This window comes from Vibrio sp. vnigr-6D03 (genome assembly GCF_002835515.1).
Lineage (GTDB): Bacteria > Pseudomonadota > Gammaproteobacteria > Enterobacterales > Vibrionaceae > Vibrio > Vibrio penaeicida.
The window spans coordinates 41,003-61,984 of record NZ_PIZL01000002.1 but is presented as its reverse complement, the minus strand read 5'-3'; the positions used below and the strand labels follow the sequence as shown (position 1 = coordinate 61,984).

20 protein-coding genes are annotated in these 20,982 nt (G+C 43.4%); 11 read left to right on the top strand and 9 right to left on the bottom strand.

Annotation, left to right across the window (positions count from 1 at the left end; translation table 11 throughout):
- The first annotated feature begins 4 nt into the window (after positions 1–4).
- Positions 5–355, top strand: coding sequence for an antibiotic biosynthesis monooxygenase (locus CW749_RS03510; RefSeq protein WP_101110669.1), 351 nt, complete (start codon positions 5–7; stop codon positions 353–355).
- A gap of 72 nt (positions 356–427) precedes the next feature.
- On the opposite strand, the gene dxs is transcribed toward CW749_RS03510, so the two are convergent.
- From dxs to xseB, 3 genes are read right to left on the bottom strand one after another with little or no spacing between them, the layout of a single operon-like run.
- Positions 428–2,317: a 1-deoxy-D-xylulose-5-phosphate synthase gene (gene dxs, locus CW749_RS03505; protein ID WP_101110668.1), complete on the bottom strand. Its 1,890-nt coding sequence runs from the start codon at positions 2,315–2,317 to the stop codon at positions 428–430.
- A 19-nt stretch (positions 2,318–2,336) separates the two neighbouring features.
- Positions 2,337–3,221, bottom strand: a complete 885-nt coding sequence (gene ispA / locus CW749_RS03500; protein WP_101110667.1) for a (2E,6E)-farnesyl diphosphate synthase — start codon at positions 3,219–3,221, stop codon at positions 2,337–2,339.
- A 3-nt stretch (positions 3,222–3,224) separates the two neighbouring features.
- Positions 3,225–3,470 carry an exodeoxyribonuclease VII small subunit gene (gene xseB, locus CW749_RS03495; protein ID WP_101110666.1) on the bottom strand — a complete coding sequence of 82 codons (246 nt, stop codon included), beginning with the start codon at positions 3,468–3,470 and terminating at the stop codon, positions 3,225–3,227.
- Positions 3,471–3,831: 361 nt separating this feature from the next.
- On the opposite strand from xseB, the gene pomA reads away from it, so the two are divergent.
- From pomA to rlmM, 8 genes are all read left to right on the top strand, one after another.
- Complete coding sequence (pomA, locus tag CW749_RS03490) at positions 3,832–4,596, top strand: flagellar motor protein PomA (protein WP_101110665.1); 765 nt, start codon at positions 3,832–3,834, stop codon at positions 4,594–4,596.
- 11 nt (positions 4,597–4,607) lie between these two features.
- Complete coding sequence (locus tag CW749_RS03485; protein ID WP_101110664.1) at positions 4,608–5,549, top strand: flagellar motor protein MotB; 942 nt, start codon at positions 4,608–4,610, stop codon at positions 5,547–5,549.
- 129 nt (positions 5,550–5,678) lie between these two features.
- A complete protein-coding gene (gene thiI / locus CW749_RS03480) occupies positions 5,679–7,127 on the top strand; it encodes a tRNA uracil 4-sulfurtransferase ThiI (RefSeq protein WP_101110663.1) in 1,449 nt (482 codons plus the stop codon).
- Positions 7,128–7,243: 116 nt separating this feature from the next.
- On the top strand, positions 7,244–7,678 hold the full coding sequence (locus CW749_RS03475; protein ID WP_101110662.1) for a DUF805 domain-containing protein: 435 nt from the start codon (positions 7,244–7,246) through the stop codon (positions 7,676–7,678).
- Between the two features lie 372 nt (positions 7,679–8,050).
- The gene (locus CW749_RS03470; protein WP_101110661.1) at positions 8,051–8,953 is read left to right on the top strand and encodes a transcriptional regulator GcvA; all 903 of its coding nucleotides are present in this window, start codon (positions 8,051–8,053) and stop codon (positions 8,951–8,953) included.
- On the top strand, positions 8,953–9,582 hold the full coding sequence (locus CW749_RS03465) for an alpha/beta fold hydrolase (RefSeq protein WP_101110660.1): 630 nt from the start codon (positions 8,953–8,955) through the stop codon (positions 9,580–9,582). Before CW749_RS03470 ends, CW749_RS03465 begins: the two co-directional genes overlap by 1 nt.
- Positions 9,579–9,977, top strand: a complete 399-nt coding sequence (locus CW749_RS03460) for a DUF423 domain-containing protein (protein ID WP_101110659.1) — start codon at positions 9,579–9,581, stop codon at positions 9,975–9,977. The genes CW749_RS03465 and CW749_RS03460 overlap by 4 nt, the downstream gene beginning before the upstream one ends.
- Entirely contained in the window at positions 9,974–11,065 is a 1,092-nt protein-coding gene (rlmM, locus tag CW749_RS03455; protein WP_101110658.1) for a 23S rRNA (cytidine(2498)-2'-O)-methyltransferase RlmM, read from the top strand. Before CW749_RS03460 ends, rlmM begins: the two co-directional genes overlap by 4 nt.
- 109 nt (positions 11,066–11,174) lie before the next feature.
- On the opposite strand, the gene CW749_RS03450 is transcribed toward rlmM, so the two are convergent.
- The 6 genes from CW749_RS03450 to queF all read right to left on the bottom strand — a co-directional run bounded on the left by CW749_RS03450 (position 11,175) and on the right by queF (position 19,503).
- The gene (locus CW749_RS03450; RefSeq protein ID WP_101110657.1) at positions 11,175–11,930 is read right to left on the bottom strand and encodes a DNA/RNA non-specific endonuclease; all 756 of its coding nucleotides are present in this window, start codon (positions 11,928–11,930) and stop codon (positions 11,175–11,177) included.
- A gap of 183 nt (positions 11,931–12,113) precedes the next feature.
- Positions 12,114–12,893 carry a flap endonuclease Xni gene (gene xni / locus CW749_RS03445; RefSeq protein ID WP_101110656.1) on the bottom strand — a complete coding sequence of 260 codons (780 nt, stop codon included), beginning with the start codon at positions 12,891–12,893 and terminating at the stop codon, positions 12,114–12,116.
- A gap of 167 nt (positions 12,894–13,060) precedes the next feature.
- Positions 13,061–14,425, bottom strand: a complete 1,365-nt coding sequence (gene ppnN / locus CW749_RS03440) for a nucleotide 5'-monophosphate nucleosidase PpnN (protein ID WP_101110655.1) — start codon at positions 14,423–14,425, stop codon at positions 13,061–13,063.
- Positions 14,426–14,692: 267 nt separating this feature from the next.
- Complete coding sequence (locus CW749_RS03435) at positions 14,693–16,255, bottom strand: GGDEF domain-containing protein (protein ID WP_101110870.1); 1,563 nt, start codon at positions 16,253–16,255, stop codon at positions 14,693–14,695.
- A 109-nt stretch (positions 16,256–16,364) separates the two neighbouring features.
- Complete coding sequence (locus CW749_RS03430) at positions 16,365–18,629, bottom strand: hypothetical protein (protein ID WP_101110654.1); 2,265 nt, start codon at positions 18,627–18,629, stop codon at positions 16,365–16,367.
- Positions 18,630–18,657: 28 nt separating this feature from the next.
- The gene (gene queF / locus CW749_RS03425; RefSeq protein ID WP_101110653.1) at positions 18,658–19,503 is read right to left on the bottom strand and encodes an NADPH-dependent 7-cyano-7-deazaguanine reductase QueF; all 846 of its coding nucleotides are present in this window, start codon (positions 19,501–19,503) and stop codon (positions 18,658–18,660) included.
- Between the two features lie 92 nt (positions 19,504–19,595).
- On the opposite strand from queF, the gene syd reads away from it, so the two are divergent.
- Both syd and CW749_RS03415 read left to right on the top strand, forming a co-directional pair.
- Complete coding sequence (gene syd, locus CW749_RS03420; protein ID WP_101110652.1) at positions 19,596–20,144, top strand: SecY-interacting protein; 549 nt, start codon at positions 19,596–19,598, stop codon at positions 20,142–20,144.
- Between the two features lie 10 nt (positions 20,145–20,154).
- Positions 20,155–20,928 carry a Zn-ribbon-containing protein gene (locus tag CW749_RS03415; RefSeq protein WP_101110651.1) on the top strand — a complete coding sequence of 258 codons (774 nt, stop codon included), beginning with the start codon at positions 20,155–20,157 and terminating at the stop codon, positions 20,926–20,928.
- The last annotated feature ends 54 nt before the right edge of the window (positions 20,929–20,982 follow it).

Below are 20,982 nucleotides of genomic sequence, written 5' to 3'. Positions count from 1 at the left end.
TAACATGTCTAAAAAGGTGTATTGCATTGCTCAATTTTTACCGAAGGAAGGTAAGCTGGATGAATTGTTCGATGTTCTGTCATCATTGGAGTCTAATACATTAAGAGAGGATGGATGCTTACAGTATATCGTAACGCGCCATATCCCTAGCCCATTCGCAGAAGGTGAATCTTATCCCATTGCATTTAACGAAGTCTGGGAAAGTAATGAAGCGTTTGAAGCACATTGCCAGCGTTTTGAAATACAAGAATTTTTTGAAACACACTGTATGGCTGAGAGTGGCTTGGTAGAGAAATATAATGTATGTATATATAGTGATGAACCAAACGGATACGATGCACCTAAATTGAAATAACGATAAGTTTATAAGTATAAAAAAGCCGAACTCAGTTCGGCTTTTTTGATGGTTACTTTAGGGTAATAGCGGTTATTTACTTAAGTAATCTTTTATCGCTAACTCAACACCCGCAGCATCTAAGCCAAGTTCGGCGTGCATTTCTTCTTGCGTGCCTTGCGCGACAAATTGGTCAGGTAAACCAAGGTTTAATACTGGCACAATTTGTTTACTGCTCATTAGGTATTCAACAACACCAGCACCAGCACCGCCTGCGATAACGTTTTCTTCTAGCGTAACCAGCACGTCGTGCGTGGATGCTAATTCCGAAATCAAAGCTTCGTCTAGCGGTTTCACGAATCGCATATCAGCCACTGTAGCGTTTAACGCTTCTGCTGCAGAAAGAGCACTAGGCAAGAACGTACCGAAGCTTAATATGGCAACTTTTGGCTGACTCGCTTGATCGTCAGTTTGGCGCTGGCGGACAATGCGGCCTTTACCAATCTCAAGTGCAGTCATCTCTTGTTGAATAGCTGTGCCACACCTACTACCACGAGGATAACGAACAGCAGATGGACCTGTGTGTTTGTGTCCGGTGTACAACATCTGGCGACATTCATTTTCGTCACTAGGCGCCATAATAACCATGTTAGGGATACAGCGCATAAAGCTGAGGTCAAACGCACCTTGGTGAGTTTGACCATCGGCACCGACGAGTCCAGCTCGGTCGATAGCGAACAATACCGGTAAATCCATGATAGCGACGTCATGAATCAATTGGTCGTAACCACGTTGCAAAAACGTTGAGTAAATCGCTACGATTGGGTTCTGACCTGCGATGGCCATGCCACTTGCGAGCGTTACTGCGTGTTGTTCAGCAATCGCGACATCAAAATATTGTTTAGGATATTCTTTCGAGAACCGAACCATACCAGAGCCTTCACGCATTGCTGGTGTGATTGCCATTAGTTTTGGATCTTGAGCTGCCATGTCACAAAGGAAGTCGCCAAAAATATTGGAAAATGTTGGCTTTGAAGCTTTGGTCTTTGGCTTGTTGTCTGGGTTTAGGAATTGTTTCTGTACCGCGTGGTATCCAATCGGATCTTTCTCGGCAGGTGCGTGTCCTTTACCTTTTTTGGTCATAATGTGTAGGAACTGAGGCCCTTTCAGGCTACGCATGTTTTTCAGCGTTTTAACCAGTTCGTTCACATCGTGACCATCGACAGGACCAATGTAGTTAAAGCCAAGCTCCTCAAACAAGGTCCCTGGAACAACCATTCCTTTGAGGTGTTCCTCTGTTCTGCGAACCAATTCTTTAATTGGAGGCAAGCCAGACAGTACTTTTTTACCGCCTTCGCGAATAGAGGTATAAAGGTTACCCGATAGAAGCTGAGCTAAATGATTGTTCAGTGCGCCGACGTTCTCTGAAATGGACATTTCGTTGTCGTTCAGAATGACCAGCATATCAGTATGTACATCACCAGCATGATTCATTGCTTCAAAAGCCATGCCTGCAGTAATCGCACCATCGCCAATAACGCTCACCACTCGTCTGTCTTTGCCTTCTTTTTCTGCGGCGATAGACATTCCCAGTGCTGCACTGATAGACGTTGAGGAGTGACCGACAGACAGGACATCGTATTCACTTTCGCCTCGCCAAGGGAAAGGATGAAGTCCACCTTTTTGGCGAATGGTTGGAAGTTTCTCACGGCGACCTGTCAGGATCTTATGTGGGTATGCTTGATGACCAACATCCCAGATCAACTGATCAAATGGAGTGTTATAGACATAATGCAAAGCAACCGTTAGTTCCACTGTTCCTAAACCGGATGCCAAGTGCCCACTTGATTGGCTGACGGAATTAAGAAGGTACGTTCTCAATTCATCACATAGTGTCGGTAGGCTCTCCTTTGGAAGGAGGCGCAACTCATCAGGTGTATCTGCCAGTGCTAAAGTGGGATATTTTGAAATATCGAGAGTCATAAAATTCAGCGCTTATAGTTTAGTTTTTGCGCTCGACCACATAACGGGCGAACTCTTCAAGTAACTGCGTATTGTAAGGGATGGCTTCTAATGTGCCTAACGCCTCAGTGAGCAGCTCTTGAGCTTTCTTCTGAGCACCTTCCAAACCTAATAGGGAAGGGTAAGTACTCTTGTTTAATTCTTGATCTGAACCTTGAGGTTTCCCCAATGTCTCAGTATCGCTGATGATATCTAAAATATCGTCTTGTACTTGGAAAGCCAGACCGACTAGGTCTGCATATCTTTCCAATTGAGGAAGGACAGTCAGCCCTTTCTCTCCAGCAGCCATCGCACCCATCTTAATGGCACTTTTTATCAGTGCTGCTGTTTTATTCAGGTGGATGGTTTCAAGTTCTTCGAGTGACACGCTGCGGTTTTCCGCGGCGAGATCGAGCGCTTGCCCCATACACATCCCGCTTACGCCAGAGGCATTAGCAAGACCTTGAACCATTTTTATACGGTTAAGCTCACCGTCGGAACTCAAATTACCTTCAGCAAGAATAGTAAATGCCAAAGTCTGTAGTGCATCCCCCGTCAATATGGCGGTAGCTTCATCAAATTTGATATGACAAGTTGGCTCACCGCGACGAAGCTCGTCATCGTCCATTGCGGGTAAGTCATCATGAATCAAAGAATAGGCATGAATGCACTCGACTGCGCAGGCTGGTGTATCCAAATCTTCTAGCGTACATCCCAGCATTTCACCGGTAATGTAAACGAGATAAGGGCGCGCACGCTTGCCACCCAGAGTTAATCCGTGGCGCATAGCCTGAATTAGAGGTAACTCTTGATAAGGAAGGGTATCAAGCCATGCATTCAACTGCGTGTTACTGCGGTTTTGATAAGGCGTTAAAGAAGCGGACATAAATTAATCTTCAGAATTTGATTCAAATGGCGAAAGTTCAGCCTGATCGTCATCTTGAGTCAGAATGGCAACACGTTGTTCAGCTTCAGATAATTTACCTTGACCTGATCGAGCAAGGAGGATTCCACGTTCAAATTTTTTCAAAGCGTCTTCTAATGCGAGATCGCCGCTTTCTAATTGCTCAACAATAGAATCCAATTCTGTTAGAGACTCTTCAAAAGTCATGTTTTCTGGTTTTTTGCTTGCCATACGGTTTCTGCTATTAAAACGTTGCACGCAAGTTACCCCAGCGACTGCTGCTGGTCAAACTCACGCAAGAGAAAATTTAACAAAAGTGCAGTATATCAGTTTTTATCCTCTATTCGTTATTAACAAATAGTCTCAAATTATGATGGAGATTCTTTTTTGCCCAATTCAGACGTGATCACAACACAAAACGAGAGATTGCCTACAATGTGAATGGACAGCGAGCGTAGGTAACTCGGTTATACTCTGTTAAAGTTAAAGGAAAATTTGCGCTTGGTATCGGGAAAAGTCCTAAATAATACTCAGATTCTGCCGATAGTTGGTGTTAAGCGCACAGTAGAATTTTTAGCATGAGGGGTGCTTTGTGGATTTAGCAACGTTAATTGGATTAATTGGCGGTTTTGCATTCGTCATCATGGCGATGGTGTTGGGGGGAGGCATCGGTATTTTTATCGATACCACTTCTATCTTGATCGTAGTCGGTGGCTCAACCTTCGTTGTATTAATGAAATTTACCATGGGGCAGTTTTTTGGCGCGGCCAAAATTGCAGGTAAAGCCTTCATGTTTAAAGCGGACGAACCTGAAGATTTGATCGCTAAGGTTGTTGAAATGGCGGATGCAGCTCGTAAAGGTGGTTTTCTTGCGTTAGAAGAAATGGAAATTACCAGCTCCTTTATGCAAAAAGGCATCGATTTACTCGTTGATGGGCATGATGCAGATGTTGTCCGGGCGACCCTTCAAAAAGACATTTCGCTCACCGATGAGCGCCATGAACAAGGAAGAGCTGTGTTTACGGCTTTTGGTGATGTTGCGCCTGCGATGGGAATGATCGGTACACTGGTTGGTTTGGTAGCGATGCTTTCCAACATGGATGATCCTAAATCTATCGGTCCTGCAATGGCGGTAGCACTTCTTACAACGCTATACGGTGCTATTCTTTCTAACATGGTGTTTTTCCCAATTGCCGACAAGCTATCCCTTCGTCGTGAGCAAGAAAAACTGAATCGCCGTCTGATTATGGATGGTGTGTTAGCCATTCAAGACGGTCAAAACCCTCGTGTTATCGACAGCTATTTGAAGAACTACCTTAATGAAAGTAAGCGTGTTCTTGATGTGGATGGCGAGTAAGGTGAACTGAGATGGAAGAAGAAGAGTGCAAATGTCCCCCCCCGGGGCTCCCATTGTGGATGGGTACATTCGCTGATTTGATGTCGCTATTGATGTGCTTCTTCGTACTCCTGCTTTCGTTTTCTGAAATGGATGTACTGAAGTTCAAACAGATTGCTGGCTCAATGAAGTTTGCGTTTGGTGTTCAAAATCAGTTGGAAGTGAAAGATATCCCTAAAGGGACCAGTGTGATCGCGCAAGAGTTCCGCCCTGGTCGCCCAGAGCCGACACCGATTGATGTGATCATGCAGCAAACCATCGATATGACGCAAAAGACGTTAGAGTTTCATGATGGTGAGTCCGATCGCGCAGGTGGTACAAAACGAGAAGTCGGTAAGCTGACAGGTGGTAAATCGCCAGATACATCCACAAAGATGAATCAAAATAACGAGTCAGAGCAACAACAGCAACAAGCCGAATCTCAATCTGAAGAAACGGAAACCATTGTTGAAAGCATCAAAAAAGCGCTGGAAAAAGAAATCGATGAAGGTGCGGTTGAAGTAGAGAATCTCGGACAACAAATCGTTATTCGTATTCGTGAAAAAGGTGCGTTCCCCGAAGGCTCTGCTTTCTTACAACCTAAGTTCCGTCCTTTGGTGCGCCAAGTGGCTGAACTTGTAAAAGATGTGCCGGGGATTGTTCGAGTTTCAGGGCACACAGATAACCAACCATTAGATTCTGAACTGTATCGCTCAAATTGGGATTTATCTTCTCAAAGAGCCGTATCCGTTGCTCATGAAATGGAAAAAGTGAAAGGTTTTGAGCATGCTCGTTTACGTGTTCGGGGTATGGCAGACACGGAGCCGCTCGTGAGCAACGATACGCGAGAGGGCAGAATTGAAAACCGTCGCGTTGAAATCAACATCATGCAAGGTAAACCACACTTTAGTGATGAAGTTTCTGCTCAGCAGTAAATGATAGTTCTAAAATGATAAAGGTGAGTTCGATAAGAGCTCACCTTTTTTTGTGGGGTTATCTCGGTTATAATCGCGCGCCTCAGAATTGCCTAAGGCAATCCTTTTTCTAATACAGTGAAGAAAGTCATGAAGTTTATTGTTAAACCCCATCCAGAAATTTTTGTTAAAAGTGATTCTGTTCGAAAGCGCTTCACTCGTATTCTGGAATGTAATATTCGCATTGTTATTCAAAAGCACACTGAAAATGTGGCGGTGTTTAATCGTCGTGACCACATTGAAGTGAAAGCAAACAGTGACGAATACTACGAAAAGGTATTAGCAATCCTGACTCAGACTCCGGGTATTCATCATGTTCTGGAAGTACTGCAATCAGACTTTGAAGACATGCACGATATCTATGAGCAAGTGCTCGAACTTAACCGCGACAAGCTAGAAGGAAAAACCTTTGCAGTTCGCGCTAAGCGCCGCGGTAAGCATGATTTTACTTCTATTGAACTTGAACGCTATGTTGGTGGCGGGTTAAACCAAGCCATCGAAAGTGCTCGCGTTAAACTCAGTAAACCCGACGTTACTGTAAATATAGAAGTGGCGAACGAAAATCTTTATCAAGTATTGGCGCGTCATAAAGGCTTGGGCGGTTTCCCGCTAGGAACACAAGAAGATGTACTCAGCCTCATTTCTGGTGGGTTTGATTCTGGTGTTTCAAGCTACTTGCATATAAAGCGTGGTTCGAAAACGCATTACTGTTTCTTTAATCTTGGTGGTCCAGCACACGAGATTGGTGTTAAGCAAGTTGCTCACTATTTGTGGGAGAAATACGGTTCATCGGCCAAAGTAAAATTCATTTCAGTGGATTTTGAACCCGTTGTTGCTGAGATTCTAGAAAAAGTAGATGACGGTCAAATGGGCGTCGTTTTGAAGCGTATGTTCATGCGTGCGGGTGGAATGATTGCTGAGAAATTCGGTATCCAAGCATTGGTTACTGGGGAAGCACTGGGCCAAGTATCTAGCCAAACGCTGACCAACCTAAGACATATCGATATCGTAACAGACACACTGATTCTTCGCCCTCTTATCAACTGGGATAAGGAAGATATCATCAATCTTGCTCGTGATATTGGCACGGAAGATTTTGCGAAAACTATGCCTGAATATTGTGGTGTGATTTCGAAAAAGCCAACCGTCAAAGCAGTTAAAGAAAAGCTTGAAACGGAAGAAGAGAAGTTTGATTTCTCTATTCTAGAGAAAGTCGTTTACGATTCCCGCGTAATGGATATTCGTGATATTGCGAAAGAAAGCCTTGAACAAGCACCAGAAGTTGAACAAGTAGAAGCCGTTGATCAAGGTGCGGTTGTGCTGGATATTCGTAGCGCAGAAGAAGAGGACGAAAACCCACTAGAGATAGAGGGTGTTGAGGTTGTTCATATTCCTTTCTTTAAGCTGAGCACTAAATTTGGCGACTTAGACCAAACTAAATCGTACTTGCTGTATTGTGATAGAGGTGTCATGAGCCGCTTGCAAGCTCTTTATCTTAAAGAACAAGGTTATCAGAATGTTAAGGTATACCGTCCTTAATCTATAATTCTGTTAACCCCTACAAAAAAACCACTCTTTGGAGTGGTTTTTTTATGCAACATAATTACTATTTGTAACCTTCTTAAAATAAATATATCAATATCATGAGGTTGGTTATGAACGAATTTTTAAAAGCTTGGAAAAACCCTTTCGACTTCTCAAGTCGTTCGCGTCGCAAAGATTACTGGATGTTTGCACTAATAAACTTTTTGGTCAGCCTTTTAGTGGCATTCATCCCACTCGTTAATGTCATTTACCCATTAGCGGTACTCGTGCCCCAGCTTGCGTTGGCTGTTCGCCGTTTGCATGATGTTGGCAAAAGTGGCTGGTGGTTATTGTGCCCATTACCGGGTGCTATTATTGCCGGTTTTGCCGCTTTCAATCAGTCTTATGAGTTGGCGTTCGTAGGCGCTGGTCTCGCGGCTATTGGTGGTATCGCTCTGTTTGTATTCAGTGTAATGGACAGCCAACCTGGTCCAAATCAGTATGGTGACAACCCTAAAGGGAATTCTGGTGATGGCAGCGCAAATCAAGAAACAGTGATTGCATAACCACTGCACTAATTCCTGTGTACTTAATGACTTCGAGCCCTGTTTATCGGGGCTTTTTAGGCTTTGGAGACATAAAAAAACACCGCCTTATAGGCGGTGCTGAAAAATTGACAGACAGGTCAAAATAATACAGGAAGTATGGTCTTTGCGCTGAGCGCTAAGACACTATGGTAGATAACTCTACCAACTCGAAATTCGAGTTTATGCAAACACAACATCGTAACAACCAAACCAATTGATTATCATAGATAATCAAGCCGTTCAGGCTTAGCGCTACGAGACGAAATATAGATTTTCTCTGGCTCATCGGCAATCGACAATTTATAATGTTTCGGATAAAAAAAACTAATGCTAAGTTTAAATTGGTGAATCATGTCCAGACGCCTTCCCCCATTAAATTCTCTACGTGTCTTTGAAGCAGCAGCCAGACACCTGAGTTTTACACGAGCTGCTGAAGAATTGTTTGTTACGCAGGCAGCCGTGAGCCATCAGATCAAAACCCTGGAAGACTATCTTGGGTTGAAATTATTCCGTCGTCGTAACCGATCTTTGCTCTTAACTGAAGAGGGGCAAAGCTACTTCCTCGATATCAAAGACGTTTTTACTTCACTTGCTGAAGCCACCGACAAAGTGCTTGAGCGCAGTGAGAAAGGGGCGCTAACCATTAGCCTACCACCAAGTTTTGCCATTCAATGGCTCGTTCCAAGGCTTGCGGATTTTAATGCACAAGAACCTGACATTGATGTTCGCATTAAAGCCGTGGATATGGATGAAGGCTCTCTCACTGATGATGTGGATGTTGCCATCTATTATGGGCGAGGCAATTGGTCGGGTCTTCGAGCGGACAAACTGTATCAAGAATGTTTGGTTCCTGTCTGTTCGCCTCAGTTATTGCTCGGTACAAAACCATTAGAATCTCTTGGGGATTTAAAACAGCATACGTTATTGCACGATACATCCAGAAAAGATTGGAAACAATTTACTCGCGTTCATGAAATTGAGGGGGTAAATGTTAATCATGGTCCGATCTTTAGCCATTCAACCATGGTATTGCAAGCAGCAGTCCACGGGCAGGGTGTCGCGTTGGGAAACAATGTTCTTGCTCAACCAGAAATTAATGCAGGACGATTAGTCTGTCCATTTGATGAGGTATTGATCAGCAAAAATGCTTTTTATGTTGTGTGCCATGAGCAACAGGCGGATACAGGGCGAATAGCCACCTTCAGAGATTGGATGCTGGCTAAAGCGGCAAAAGAGCAAGAGGATTTTATTTAATGAGCCAAGTAATTGTAAATGGTGAAGGTGCGCAGACGTTTCTTTTTGCCCATGGTGCCGGTGCTGGAATGGGTCATGATTTCATGACTCGGGTAGCGGAAGGTATTGCAGAACATGGTATTCGTGTTGTTCGTTTCAACTTTCCTTACATGGTAAAGCGCTCGGAAGATGGAAAAAAGCGTCCACCCGATCGCGCGCCAAAGTTGCTCGAAGCCTTTGAAGAGATGATTGAGCGATACAGTGATGAGAGCCTTGTAATAGGCGGAAAGTCGATGGGGGGACGCATGGCGAGCTTGTTATCCGAATCTCCACACATTCAAGGTATCGCGTGCCTTGGTTTCCCTTTTCATCCACCAGGGAAACCAGAGAAATTCAAAGGTGATCACCTTGCTCAAATCAATAAACCATGCCTTATCCTTCAGGGTGAAAGAGACACGTTTGGGAAAAAAGAAGAATGCGCCGAATTTCATTTTTCTGATGCAGTAGAGCTCCAGTTTATTCCCGACGGCGACCATAGCTTCAAACCTAGAAAAAGCTCTGGTCACACACAAGAAGGCAATATCGATTTAGCCATTGAACATTTGGTGAGCTTTATAAGAGGCTGTTGTGAAGTTAAGGGGGAGCAGTGAAAAGTAAGCAAGTTTTAATGATCGCTGGTGTCTTTGGCGCGACTGCCGTGATGTTGGGTGCATTCGCAGCGCATGGCTTAAAGGCGATGCTGTCTGATTATCTAATTGGGGTATTTGATACCGGAGTGCAATACCAATTCATCCACACATTGGTGTTGGTCTTGATTGGTATTTTGATGCAGATAAAAGTCGGTGAGAAAGTAGAAAAAGGACTGCGAAACGCGGCGATTTGCTTTATTATCGGCATCCTTTGCTTTAGTGGCAGCCTTTATGCGCTTGCATTAACGGGAATCAAATGGTTTGGACCTATTACTCCATTTGGTGGCTTAATGTTTATTGTGGGTTGGGTTTGCTTCACTATTGCTGCGTTTAGAATGAAAGAGGTGAAGTCGTGAAACACTTAATGCTCTACTGCCGCCAAGGTTTCGAAAAAGAGTGTGCAGGTGAGATTCAGGATCGTGCTACTCAATTAGAAGTGTACGGTTTCCCGAGAGTACAAAAAAACACAGGGTATGTGTTGTTCGAGTGCTACCAGGAAGGCGATGGTGCGAAACTGGCTCAGGAGCTGGACTTTAACTCATTGATTTTTGCCCGCCAGATTTTTGCCGTGGCAGCAGAATGTAAAGAGTTGCCGCAGGATGATCGAATTTCGCCCATTCTTGAAGGGCTATCTGAGATAGAGGCATTTCCACGTTGTGGCGATCTTCGTGTGGAAACACCAGACACCAATGAAGCAAAAGAGCTTCTGAAGTTTTGCCGTAAGTTTACCGTGCCATTAAGGCAAGCTCTGCGTGGAAAAGGGGTGCTTTACAATAAAGACAACCCTAAAAAGCCGGTATTGCATGCGTGTTTTGTTGCACCGGGTCACTGTTTTGTTGGCTATTCCGTATCCGACAATAACTCAAAATTCTTTATGGGGATTCCTCGTCTTAAATTCCCATCCGATGCGCCAAGCCGCTCTACATTAAAATTGGAAGAAGCATTCCACGTTTTCATTCCTAAAGAGGAATGGGACACACGTTTAGCTTCTGGCATGTGGGCGACCGATTTGGGCGCTTGTCCCGGTGGCTGGACATACCAGCTTGTGAAGCGCTCTATGTTTGTTCATGCGATTGATAATGGCATGATGGCGCAAAGCTTGATGGATACGGGGCAGGTTAAACACCATATGGAAGATGGGTTTAAATTTGAACCCCCACGTAAGAACGTGACTTGGTTAGTGTGTGACATGATTGAAAAACCATCGCGCGTTGCTCAACTGATGGGAGAGTGGCTAATAAAAGGTTGGGCAAAAGAAACCATCTTTAACCTTAAGCTCCCAATGAAAGGTCGATACGATGAAGTTCTTCAAGATATCGAGAACTTAAAAGTTTTTCTAATCGACAATAAAGTGAAATTCAAGCTTCAAGCCAAGCATCTCTACCATGATAGAGAAGAAATCACGGTTCACATTCAATGCTTGTCGAACATATCGCCTCACTAGGTTTTCTAGGTTATGTAGGTTAACTAAGTTCTCGCCTCACTTAGTCAAAAAAACGCTCCAATCGGAGCGTTTTTTATTGCTTCTTTTTAGGGGCAGTAGACCCCAATTATTACTGGCTAGTTGGCCACATATCCGGCCAATCTACTGACTCCATTTCATCTTCGGTAGCGTTTGGGGTGGCAGAGAAAAAATCCAATCCGGTTTGTTGTTCTACATCGTCAATCGTTGTAATGAAATTGACAAGTTCATCTCCTGAAACTTTTCTGTGTGGGACGATGAATGCGATGGCTTCGTTAAATTGCGGATCCAGAATTACTTTATAAAAAGCACTCGGTATCGTTACACCATCTCCAATACTGTTTTCATTTCCTTGATAGATGGGCCCCGTTACCACGTACAGTTCATTGTATTCATTCGCCAAATCCCGCACGTGTTCTTCCAGTATTCGCCAACCCGCGCGATTAAATGTGGGAAGCTGAGGAGACATATTACTCATATAAAAGCTTTGTTTAATGGATTGAAGCGTAAAATCCATGGTTGCTGAAGGGGCGAGGTGACCTCGGTCGTACCCAGTACCACGGTAATCTGCGAGAGTTGAGCGTGCATGCTGTGGCAAATCGGGATCTTCTTTGAAGAAACTACTCTTTCGCTTGAACTTTAAGTTCACGCTGTCTGCTGTGATGTGATAGGCAACCCAATCTGCATTTTTTGTTGTGTAGTTATACCCTACGGCGTAGCCATCGCGACACAATACTTGGTCGGATTGACTTGAAGGGACTCCTATATCCAAATGCTTGGCACAGGTTGAAGAGAGAGCTGGGAGCGACATTAACGTCGTTAAGGTAAGTAAGATGATTCTTTTCATTATTTTTCTCCTTATTGGGAGATATAAAAATAATGATATTTATCAATAACGTTGTGAAGCTGATTCTAGAATAATCAGCATCTTGTAAGGTAAGCCCAATATTGTATTGGTGTTTTGAATGCAAAGGATTTCACAACACATTTATTGAACATAAAGGATTAGCGTGGATTTTGAGCGTAAATATTAAGGTTCTTGAGACCCTGAATATCGGATATCTTGCAAGTTGAAGCCGAGCTCCATATCTATTTTTAATGCTGAAATCTTTTTGCACGCTCGTGCAGATTCGATGTGCTCGTCAAATTTTTTACGGTACTTAGCTGGTAAGTCGTCAGACGCATAGGCACTTTCGATATCAGCATAAGCGGTGAGGATTTCTTTCGCCGCTTTAGGTCCAACCCCCGGAATACCAGGAACTTGGCTGGAGCTCACTCCCGCTAACCCCCAATAATCAGCGAGTTGTTCTGGTTTTACACCAAACTCTTTTTCAATAAACGGAGCATCAAGCCAGCGGTGCTGAAAATAATCTCGAATTTGAAGGGTAGGTGAGAGTAGTTGGCAGTAGCCTTTGTCTGTCGACACTATAGTTACTTTTTCACCATGGCTCGCGACTTTACAGGCTAATGTTGCGACTAAGTCGTCCGCTTCATCACCATCGGATAATAGTGAATCGATACCGAGTTTCCACCATGCATCTTGGATAGCATCTAAACCCTTCAGTAGTGGCTCAGGCATGGGCTTTCGGTTTTCTTTATATGTGGGAAGTACTTCAGCTCGCCACCCCCTATCTTGTTCATGATGATCGAAGACCGCAATGATATGCGTAGGAGTAGATTCCGATAAGATTCGATTCAATGTTCGACCAGTAGTTTCTATGGTCCGTGAGATGTCTGTGGGATCAGGTTGCGCCGAATGCACGCGACGAATGAGGTTCAGAGCATCAATGATGACTAGATGAATCGACATTTTTGAATTCTAAAGAAAAAGGGGCGTAATGCCCCTTAGTGTATGTAAATAAAAACCGTATGTGAATAAAAAGAGTATACGAATCAAAACGTGATGACCTGAATGGGGATTTCCTGACTGGTCAGGCAATCCCCATTGAGCTGACAGCCCTATTTATCCGTTAGTAACTATTGTTCTGACAGAGCAATCTTGTAGCAAGGAATGTATTCCGAACCCGGTAGTTTCATTCTTTGTTGTTCAACAAAATCGCTGAGTAGTCGATCCATTTTTTTCATTAGCGCGGGGTCGCCATCGATAATGAAAGGTCCTTTTCGTTTGATTTCCCTAATGCCTTCTGCTTTTACGTTACCAGCAACAATTCCCGAGAATGCTTGACGCAATTTAGCGGCTAATACTTCAGGTTTTTGGTTTAGGTGAAGATCCAAATTGGCCATGTTGTCATGTGTTGGCTCAAATGGGAGCTGGAATTCAGGCTCAATCTTTAAAGACCAATTGTAACTGTACGCATCACCTGTTTCTTTGCGATGCTCTCGAACCGTTGGCATGGTTTCCTTGATGATTTTTGCCGCTTTTTCAGGATCGCCAATCACAATGTTGTAGCGGCTTTGCGCTTCTTCTCCCAGTGTATCCCCGATGAACTTATCGATGGATCGGAAGTAAGCCTCACTTTCTTTCGGTCCAGTTAATACAATCGGCATCGGCTGATCGACATTGTCTGGGTGAAGCATAATACCAAGGATGTACAGAAGCTCTTCTGCTGTACCAGCACCACCTGGGAAAATAACAATGCCGTGTGCCATTCGAACAAACGCTTCTAAACGCTTTTCGATGTCAGGCATGATAATGAGTTCATTCACAATTGGGTTAGGTGGCTCTGCCGCAATAATGGATGGTTCAGTTAACCCAATGTAGCGTTGTTCGTCGTAACGCTGTTTTGCGTGCCCTATGGCAGCTCCTTTCATAGGACCTTCCATTGCACCTGGACCACAACCCGTACAGATGTTTAGCTCTCTTAACCCAAGCTCATGCCCAACCTCTCGGGTGTATTGATATTCGATAGGGTTTATGGAGTGACCGCCCCAGCAAACCACAAGATTTGGGTCTATTCCTGGGTGAAGTGCGCCAGCGTTACGCAATATACCGAACACTAGGTTGGTGATATGAGTAGCGTTGGTTAGGTTGAGTCTTTGGTTGTCGGCTAGGTGCATGTTGACATAAACAATGTCTCTTAATACCGAGAAAAGATGCTCTTGAATACCGGTAATAATAGTGCCGTCAACGAATGCATGATCGGGTGGGTTGTTGAGCTCTAGCTTAATACCACGTTCGCGACGCATCACGCTTACGTCGAAAGATTTATATTTATTAAGTAGTTCTTCAGAGTTATCGGTATGGCTGCCGGAGTTGAGAACTGCAAGGCTACAGTTCCGATAAAGCTGGTAAAGCTCACTAGAGGCGGTTTTTTTTAGACGTTCTACTTCAATCTGAGACAGCAAGTCCATGCTGCCTGCAGGGCTGATATGAGTAATCATAGGCTCCTCCTTGGGATAGAAAGTCATTGTTTTTGTTAATTTCTCTACCCTGTCATTTCACCTTACACAGGAATTTGGGGTTTCGCCACTCACTTTTAATGGATAAATCAATAAATTGAGGTGTCCGCCAAGACAAAACCGCTCTAAACGGTCGAAAAATTCTTTACGGCCATTGAGGTTACTTGGGTATATAGGAGTGAAAATTCAGCTCGGTTATCGAGAGGGATATCAGATGATTTTTTCTAATGAAGAGATAAAAGCGAGGAGCTATAGCCAGATCAGTTGATTAGGACCCGTTCTCTTGGCGTTTTTGAGTCCGAGCTGCAGCCTTTCAAGCACTTCTTCAGGAGTATCGGTATCACCGAAGACAGCACAAACTGCGGAGGCAGTGATGGTGATGCTTTGGTCTCTAAACTTAAATGGCAGCTTGGATATTTGCGCTTGAATCTTTTGTGTAACGACGTGAGTTTCTGAGTCTACTTGATCAGGAAGTAGAACTAAGAACTCTTCACCAGAGAATCGCGCCACAATGTCGGTATCTTTCACAGCCTTTTTTATGGTGCGAGCGATGATCTTTAATGCTTTATCACCTGCACTGTACCCAAAGCTATCGTTCAACGTTTTAAAGTTATCGATATCAAGCAACAAAATTCGGAAAGAGTGCTGAGCTCGGATCCATCGGCGGTACTCCAGTTCGAGTTTATCCGCGAGTGCTGCTCTGTTATACACTTTAGTGAGTGGGTCAAGGAGAAGCCTTTGTGCCTGATCTTGTAATCGGCGACGATAGTCTTGAGTCACTTCTTGCAGCGCTTCCAGCTGGTTATGACTGTAACTTAGCCTTTCGGTCAGAGTTTGCTCTCGTTTTTCGATGTGCTGCAAACGTTCTGTTAGCGAACCTATCTTATCCAAAAGAGGTGCGATGGCGAGCTTAAGTGCCTCGGCATCTAAATCGGATTCCAAATTGCTTTTGCCCTGAGAGACCAAATCGTTGATCTCGAAGTGCATCATCTTACGATGTTCAGAGTAAGAGAGGCTTTGCTCGATATTCTGCGATGTGTTCTTTATTGCGGTGTTAAGAGAGGTATTGACCTGATCTAAAAACTGCTCAGAAGTTTTGCGTTCAAAGTGGGTACCTTGAATAACAAGCTTTAAAATCTGAAGTATTAACTCAAACAATTCATTGGGCGGTACACCAATGAGAAGTTTAGCTCTTATGTCGGTTAATAATTCACCAGACTCGCCATCGAAATCTAATTCAGTAATCAGATTTTGCAGCTCTTCAGAGAGGCGATCAAAAATTTCCTGATCAACGGCTTTTTCTAAATTGAGGTTGTTACGAGAATTAGACGCCATGATTTTTGTGGCGCGCTCGTATATACCCAAAAGACGAATCGCTTGGTCAATTTCTTGGGTTAGCTTTCGACTTGGGAAATGAAGTAGGTTTCGGAGATCGCGTTTTAACTGTGCAGGCAGACCAGGGATGCGCTGCAACGTTTCTCCGCTATGTTTAATTCGCTCGTCTAAGTGAATTGTCTTTTTTTCCATGGTCACCGTGTTTTGCTTCAGCATTCTTTCTATGACGACCAGCTTAGGTATTAACTTTGTGACATCTTGTTGGTGTTCTAGGTCCTGCTTTAATAGCGACAAACCTTTATCAAGATCTTGGTTATTACCTTTGCATGCATCACTAAGATTAGCAACTATACGCTTAAGAACGTTTTGTTCTCTTTTAAATTTAAAAAGAGAATCTCGATGCGAAAGACGTGCGTGATCTAATTTACATTTTAAATCATGTAATTCGTCTTTCAACTCTTGCTCAAGAGTATCCAAATCATTCATAAAAAGCAGATGCCAATAAACCGCGATGGCGAAAACAGTTTAATGATAATAACAAAAAACAAAATAAGGTCACTTTAATCAGGAGTTAAGTGCTCACTTATCACTCGGATAGTGTCAATTTTTTGATGTCATCCTCATTTTGGCATGATGATTGGACTTTTATTAACCCTTGGTTTAATGCTTGCTTACATGCAAGTCGAATATTATCGGTCGCAAAACTTGCCGCTGGAGCATTTTCAATTGCTCGTAAATAGACCCATTGGCTTTCATCGCTATTTTTTTCTATTCCACGAGCAAGGTTTGTTGACAGCAGTAATATATCTATTAATTCTTGATCGTTAATCGCTGTATATGCTCTAGGCAAGAAAGGATAATCTGCCATACCTACGTGAACTTTGCGCGATATTTTTCTTTCTGGCTCAAATTCTGAGATCCAGCTGCAAATCTTATCGAACATTTGTTGCGGTTCGGTTGCAGTCTTAGTATTGGGCTCAACATACAGAAACATTGCGTCTGAAAAGTGATAAAGGCGAGCAGGTCTGCTGACTTTTGATTTTATAAACTCTCCGAACGATCTTTCGAGCTCGAGCCCTGCTTGATAACCCAGTTCAAGGTACGTGTTACGCAAAAAGGGTAAGTCAAACATGACAAAGCGAAGTCGATCGCTGAATGGTTCACTGATTAGCTCACCAAGCTGCCATTGTTCGAATGTTGCGCTACTGCGCGCTAATGAATTCTGAAGCTTTTTATTGAGCAACCGCAAATTTTGAAGGCCAGAACGAGCGTGCGTATACAAATCGAGTCTGAGTGCTTTAACTTCGCCTTTTAATTTGTCTATTACATAGCCACGTCTTAAAACAAATAGTACCAGTATCACGGTGATGATAAATAAACCAAACGCTGTATTTTGGAATTTTCTAAATTCTTGTTGCGCTATTTTTAGCTCTTCTTCCAGCCCTTTGTAATGTAAAGATTGCTCGATAATGTCCTTTTGCTGCTTTAGCACATCCTCGTTGATTTCATTCAACCTTCTTTGCTGGCTGGCGTTGAGAATAGAAAACTTCTTGAGCGCATTTAATGATTCTATGAAGTCGCCATTTTGTTCATATGCAGCAGATAGCACTCGATAGGATTGCAATAAAATAAAGTTATCGGATAAATCCTGACCTATTGAGAGTGCCTTTCTTGCATTATTTAGCGCATTTGAAGTTTGTTCTTGTTGCAGTGCCAAGCTGGCAGTGAGTAATAACGTACGTGCTTTCAGTGGTTTTATTTGGGTGTAATTGACTAAGTTTTTTGCTTGGTCTAAATATCGCTCGGCTAGCGTAAAGTTAAATAACTGTAAATAAGTGTCAGCAATGCTTAATCTTAATTCAATTGCGTCGTGAATATCTCGCGCCAAGTATTCATGATCGAGTACGTTAAAATAACGTACTAATGCCAAATTATACTTTCCTTGTAAGAAATATATATCCGCCATTTGTTTAATTACATCGCCTAAAATCTGCGATTGTTCGTAATTTCGGTAGAAATCTGCAGAGCGCGCTAGGTGTTCTAGAGCTTTGTCAAGAACTTGACGCTGTCTAAATAACTGGGCAAGTTGATAGTTCGCTTTTGCTAATTCTTGGCTCCTATCTTTTTCTATTGCCATCCAGTATCCGGTAAGCAATTCTGTTAACGCTAAATCGTAGGACTTGTAGCGTAAATAGTGTTTACCTAACTCGATATGGTAATTAATCAGCGTATCGATTCGTGTAATTTTGGCTAGTATTTCGAATGCAGTTTTATATTCCAACTCGGCATTAACGCGATCGCCCTCAAAGGAAGCGATTTCACCTTTGAGCATCGCCAATCTAAATTGAAGGTCGGTAATAAGGCTAGAAGCGGTATGTGGTTGGAGTAGCTCTTGCTCAACTGTCTTAATGATGGGCTGAGTCTTTTTAATGTCTCCTGTTTGCAGCCAGAGCAATTCTGCTCTTAGCTGCAGAGTTTCAAGTGCGACTAAAGGTAAGTCGTGGTTATTGGCGAGCCTTTCTGCATTTTCTAAATGTAAAAAGGCATTGCGAGGGTCACCAAGCGCAATTTCCACTTGTGCCAAAATCTGCAGAGCATCAATACTACTGCTTGGAGTACGTAAAGAGTTATCTGTATCTTCCCTAGGGATTGCTGACGGTCCTTTAGGCGAGACGTCGGTCAACTTTCGCTGACGGAGAAATTTGGTGGCTATTTTCTTAGATTTTTTCGGGTCGACTTCAACCAAACTTGCGGCTTCATTGAGGACCGGCGATGTATAGAGCTTTGCCATTGCGACCTGGCTTTGCAGCAAAATGGCAAAAAGCAGCCCCGACCAACCAAAAAATTTCATTCCTTTGTACTCCAGGCGTAAGTCGCTTCTATTGTCTTGCTAGGCGCAGGTTGTTGTCCGGTCTTGATTGTTCTGTCGAACGGTAAGGATTGATATCTAATCCGCCACGTCTCGTGTATCTCGCAAATACTGTTAACGAAGTCGGTGCACAGTATTTTTGAATATCTGTAAAAATACGTTCAACACACTGCTCGTGAAATTCGTTATGTTCTCGGAAAGAGACAAGGTAGCGTAAAAGAGATTCGCGGTTAATTTTCTTCCCTGTGTATTGAATGGATACACTACCCCAGTCGGGTTGATTGGTGATCAAGCAATTTGACTTGAGAAGATTGCTGACTAAAGTTTCAGAGACAAAATCATCAGAAGTCGAGTTTTGAAGCAGCGCTGCATCAAATTCATAATGTTCAATCTTTATGTCCTGATTGTCGATGCATTCTCCCTCGAAGCTGACAATCGGCTGATTATCATAAAACGTGACAGGGTTGATGACGACATCCACAGCTTCGCCTGCACATTCAGACAAGTCTTTAACTAAGGCCTTTTTGACCTCATCCCAATGACGGAATCGAGTTTGATTAAAGCTGTTCAAATACAGTTTGAACGATTTGGATTCGACTAGGTTTGGACTGGTGGCTGGAAGTGTTACTTCACCGACTGCAACCTGTGGGAGTCCGTTTTCGTTTAGCCAAGAGAGCTCATATAACGTCCAAATGTCGACGCCTATAAAAGGCAGGTCATCTGTTAGCTGGATATCATTGCGGTTTAGGCTGCGAGGGACACCTTGTAAAAGAGAAGGGTCATATTGGCTGCTGTATTCCGTTTTTTGTCCAAGAGTTAAACCAGCCAGTTCCTCAGCGTTCGAATATTTGCTCATACTTGCTTTAAAAGATCGATTAGAATATCTCGGAGTTTACTTAATCCCTTTAATTCTGTCATCAATCTATGATGAGTATCTAGGAGCAATCAATGTCTCAAAATGTTGCACGTGCCTTAAAGTCGTTCAGCGAATCCTTCGTATCTTCATGGCAAGAGACGAACTCCAGTTTTCCCAAAAGCGAAGAGCTGGCGGGTATCCCGTCTCCTTGTATTGAGCAACAAGGCGATGATTTTGTTGAGTGGCAACCTGTATACCGAGATGAGTGGGCAGACTTTAGTAATGTAGAGAATGGCATTGAGCTGGCAATTCATGAAGACATAAAAGCGTTCTACAGCTGTCAGTTTTGCGGTGATATGGAAGCGCTCTGGGATGGTAAACCTCTAACTTTGCTTCAAGTGTGGAGTGAAGATGATTTCCTTAGATTACAAGAAAATATTCTTGGTCATTTGGTGATGCAGCGTAGGCTAAAGCTTAAGCCTACGGTATTTATTGGTTCGACCGATGCTGAAATGGATGTCATTTCAATCTGTAATTTAACAGGCGAAGTCATTTTTGAGCGTTTAGGAACGGATAAAAGAGACGTTCTGGCGCCGTCTGTCGAAGAATTCTTGGCGCAACTGACGTCAGACGTGCAGTAAGGTGAGATAGATGTACATTACCGAGCTCTCTTTTGAAGTATACCGCGATACGTCTATGGGCGATGTTGAGAAAGCGGTAAATTATGTGCTTGATTGTCTGAGATACAACGGACAAGTCTTAGGGCGAGAACTGCCTGTTTCGATGGACGGCGCAATTTTTACCGCGCGCGTTGTTTGCCCTGAACCCAATAGCTTGCATCCAGACTTCCACAGCCCTCAAGTTAAGCATGCGATGGATATTTTGGCAGATTCGGGGTTACTTCAGCCAAAAATTAAAGTGATCGGTGAAGACATGAACTCCGATCCCAGTGATGGGTGCGGTGAGCGAGATTGGCAAATCCTCTATACCAGTTATCTGCATACTTGTTCGCCGATTCGATGCGGTGAACACTTCCAGCCCGTTCCACTGTACCGTTTGCCCGCTGTCGCGAATGGTGATCAAAAACAAATCATAAAATGGCAGGAAGACTGGAGTGCGTGCGATCAGCTTCAGATGAATGGCTCGGTGGTTGAGCACCCATCGCTTTACGAAATCTCTTCGAGTAAAAGTTTGCTGTTTCGTCGTGGGTGGGATTTATGTCGTCGAATTAAAGTTGTGAGTGGGATTCCTACTTATTTATATATCTACCGAGTGGGCGGTAAAAGCAAAGAAGAAGAGCTGTCTAGAAAATGCCCAAAATGCGAAGGGGATTGGAAGTTAGATGAACCCGTTCATGGCGTTTTCGACTTTAAATGTGACGATTGCTTACTAGTGAGTAATTTATCTTGGGACTTCAAAGACTAATCGACCCATCTATTTAAGAATCCGCCACGCACTCGCGTGGCGTTTTTTATCTGC

Excerpts from the sequence above, each read along its gene's own strand:
- CW749_RS03510 (WP_101110669.1), top strand. The coding sequence starts at position 5 with ATGTCTAAAAAGGTGTATTGCATTGCTCAATTTTTACCGAAGGAAGGT.
- dxs (WP_101110668.1), bottom strand. The coding sequence starts at position 2,317 with ATGACTCTCGATATTTCAAAATATCCCACTTTAGCACTGGCAGATACA.
- ispA (WP_101110667.1), bottom strand. The coding sequence starts at position 3,221 with ATGTCCGCTTCTTTAACGCCTTATCAAAACCGCAGTAACACGCAGTTG.
- xseB (WP_101110666.1), bottom strand. The coding sequence starts at position 3,470 with ATGGCAAGCAAAAAACCAGAAAACATGACTTTTGAAGAGTCTCTAACA.
- CW749_RS03485 (WP_101110664.1), top strand. The coding sequence starts at position 4,608 with ATGGAAGAAGAAGAGTGCAAATGTCCCCCCCCGGGGCTCCCATTGTGG.
- thiI (WP_101110663.1), top strand. The coding sequence starts at position 5,679 with ATGAAGTTTATTGTTAAACCCCATCCAGAAATTTTTGTTAAAAGTGAT.
- CW749_RS03475 (WP_101110662.1), top strand. The coding sequence starts at position 7,244 with ATGAACGAATTTTTAAAAGCTTGGAAAAACCCTTTCGACTTCTCAAGT.
- CW749_RS03470 (WP_101110661.1), top strand. The coding sequence starts at position 8,051 with ATGTCCAGACGCCTTCCCCCATTAAATTCTCTACGTGTCTTTGAAGCA.
- CW749_RS03465 (WP_101110660.1), top strand. The coding sequence starts at position 8,953 with ATGAGCCAAGTAATTGTAAATGGTGAAGGTGCGCAGACGTTTCTTTTT.
- CW749_RS03450 (WP_101110657.1), bottom strand. The coding sequence starts at position 11,930 with ATGAAAAGAATCATCTTACTTACCTTAACGACGTTAATGTCGCTCCCA.
- xni (WP_101110656.1), bottom strand. The coding sequence starts at position 12,893 with ATGTCGATTCATCTAGTCATCATTGATGCTCTGAACCTCATTCGTCGC.
- ppnN (WP_101110655.1), bottom strand. The coding sequence starts at position 14,425 with ATGATTACTCATATCAGCCCTGCAGGCAGCATGGACTTGCTGTCTCAG.
- CW749_RS03430 (WP_101110654.1), bottom strand. The coding sequence starts at position 18,629 with ATGAAATTTTTTGGTTGGTCGGGGCTGCTTTTTGCCATTTTGCTGCAA.
- queF (WP_101110653.1), bottom strand. The coding sequence starts at position 19,503 with ATGAGCAAATATTCGAACGCTGAGGAACTGGCTGGTTTAACTCTTGGA.
- syd (WP_101110652.1), top strand. The coding sequence starts at position 19,596 with ATGTCTCAAAATGTTGCACGTGCCTTAAAGTCGTTCAGCGAATCCTTC.
- CW749_RS03415 (WP_101110651.1), top strand. The coding sequence starts at position 20,155 with ATGTACATTACCGAGCTCTCTTTTGAAGTATACCGCGATACGTCTATG.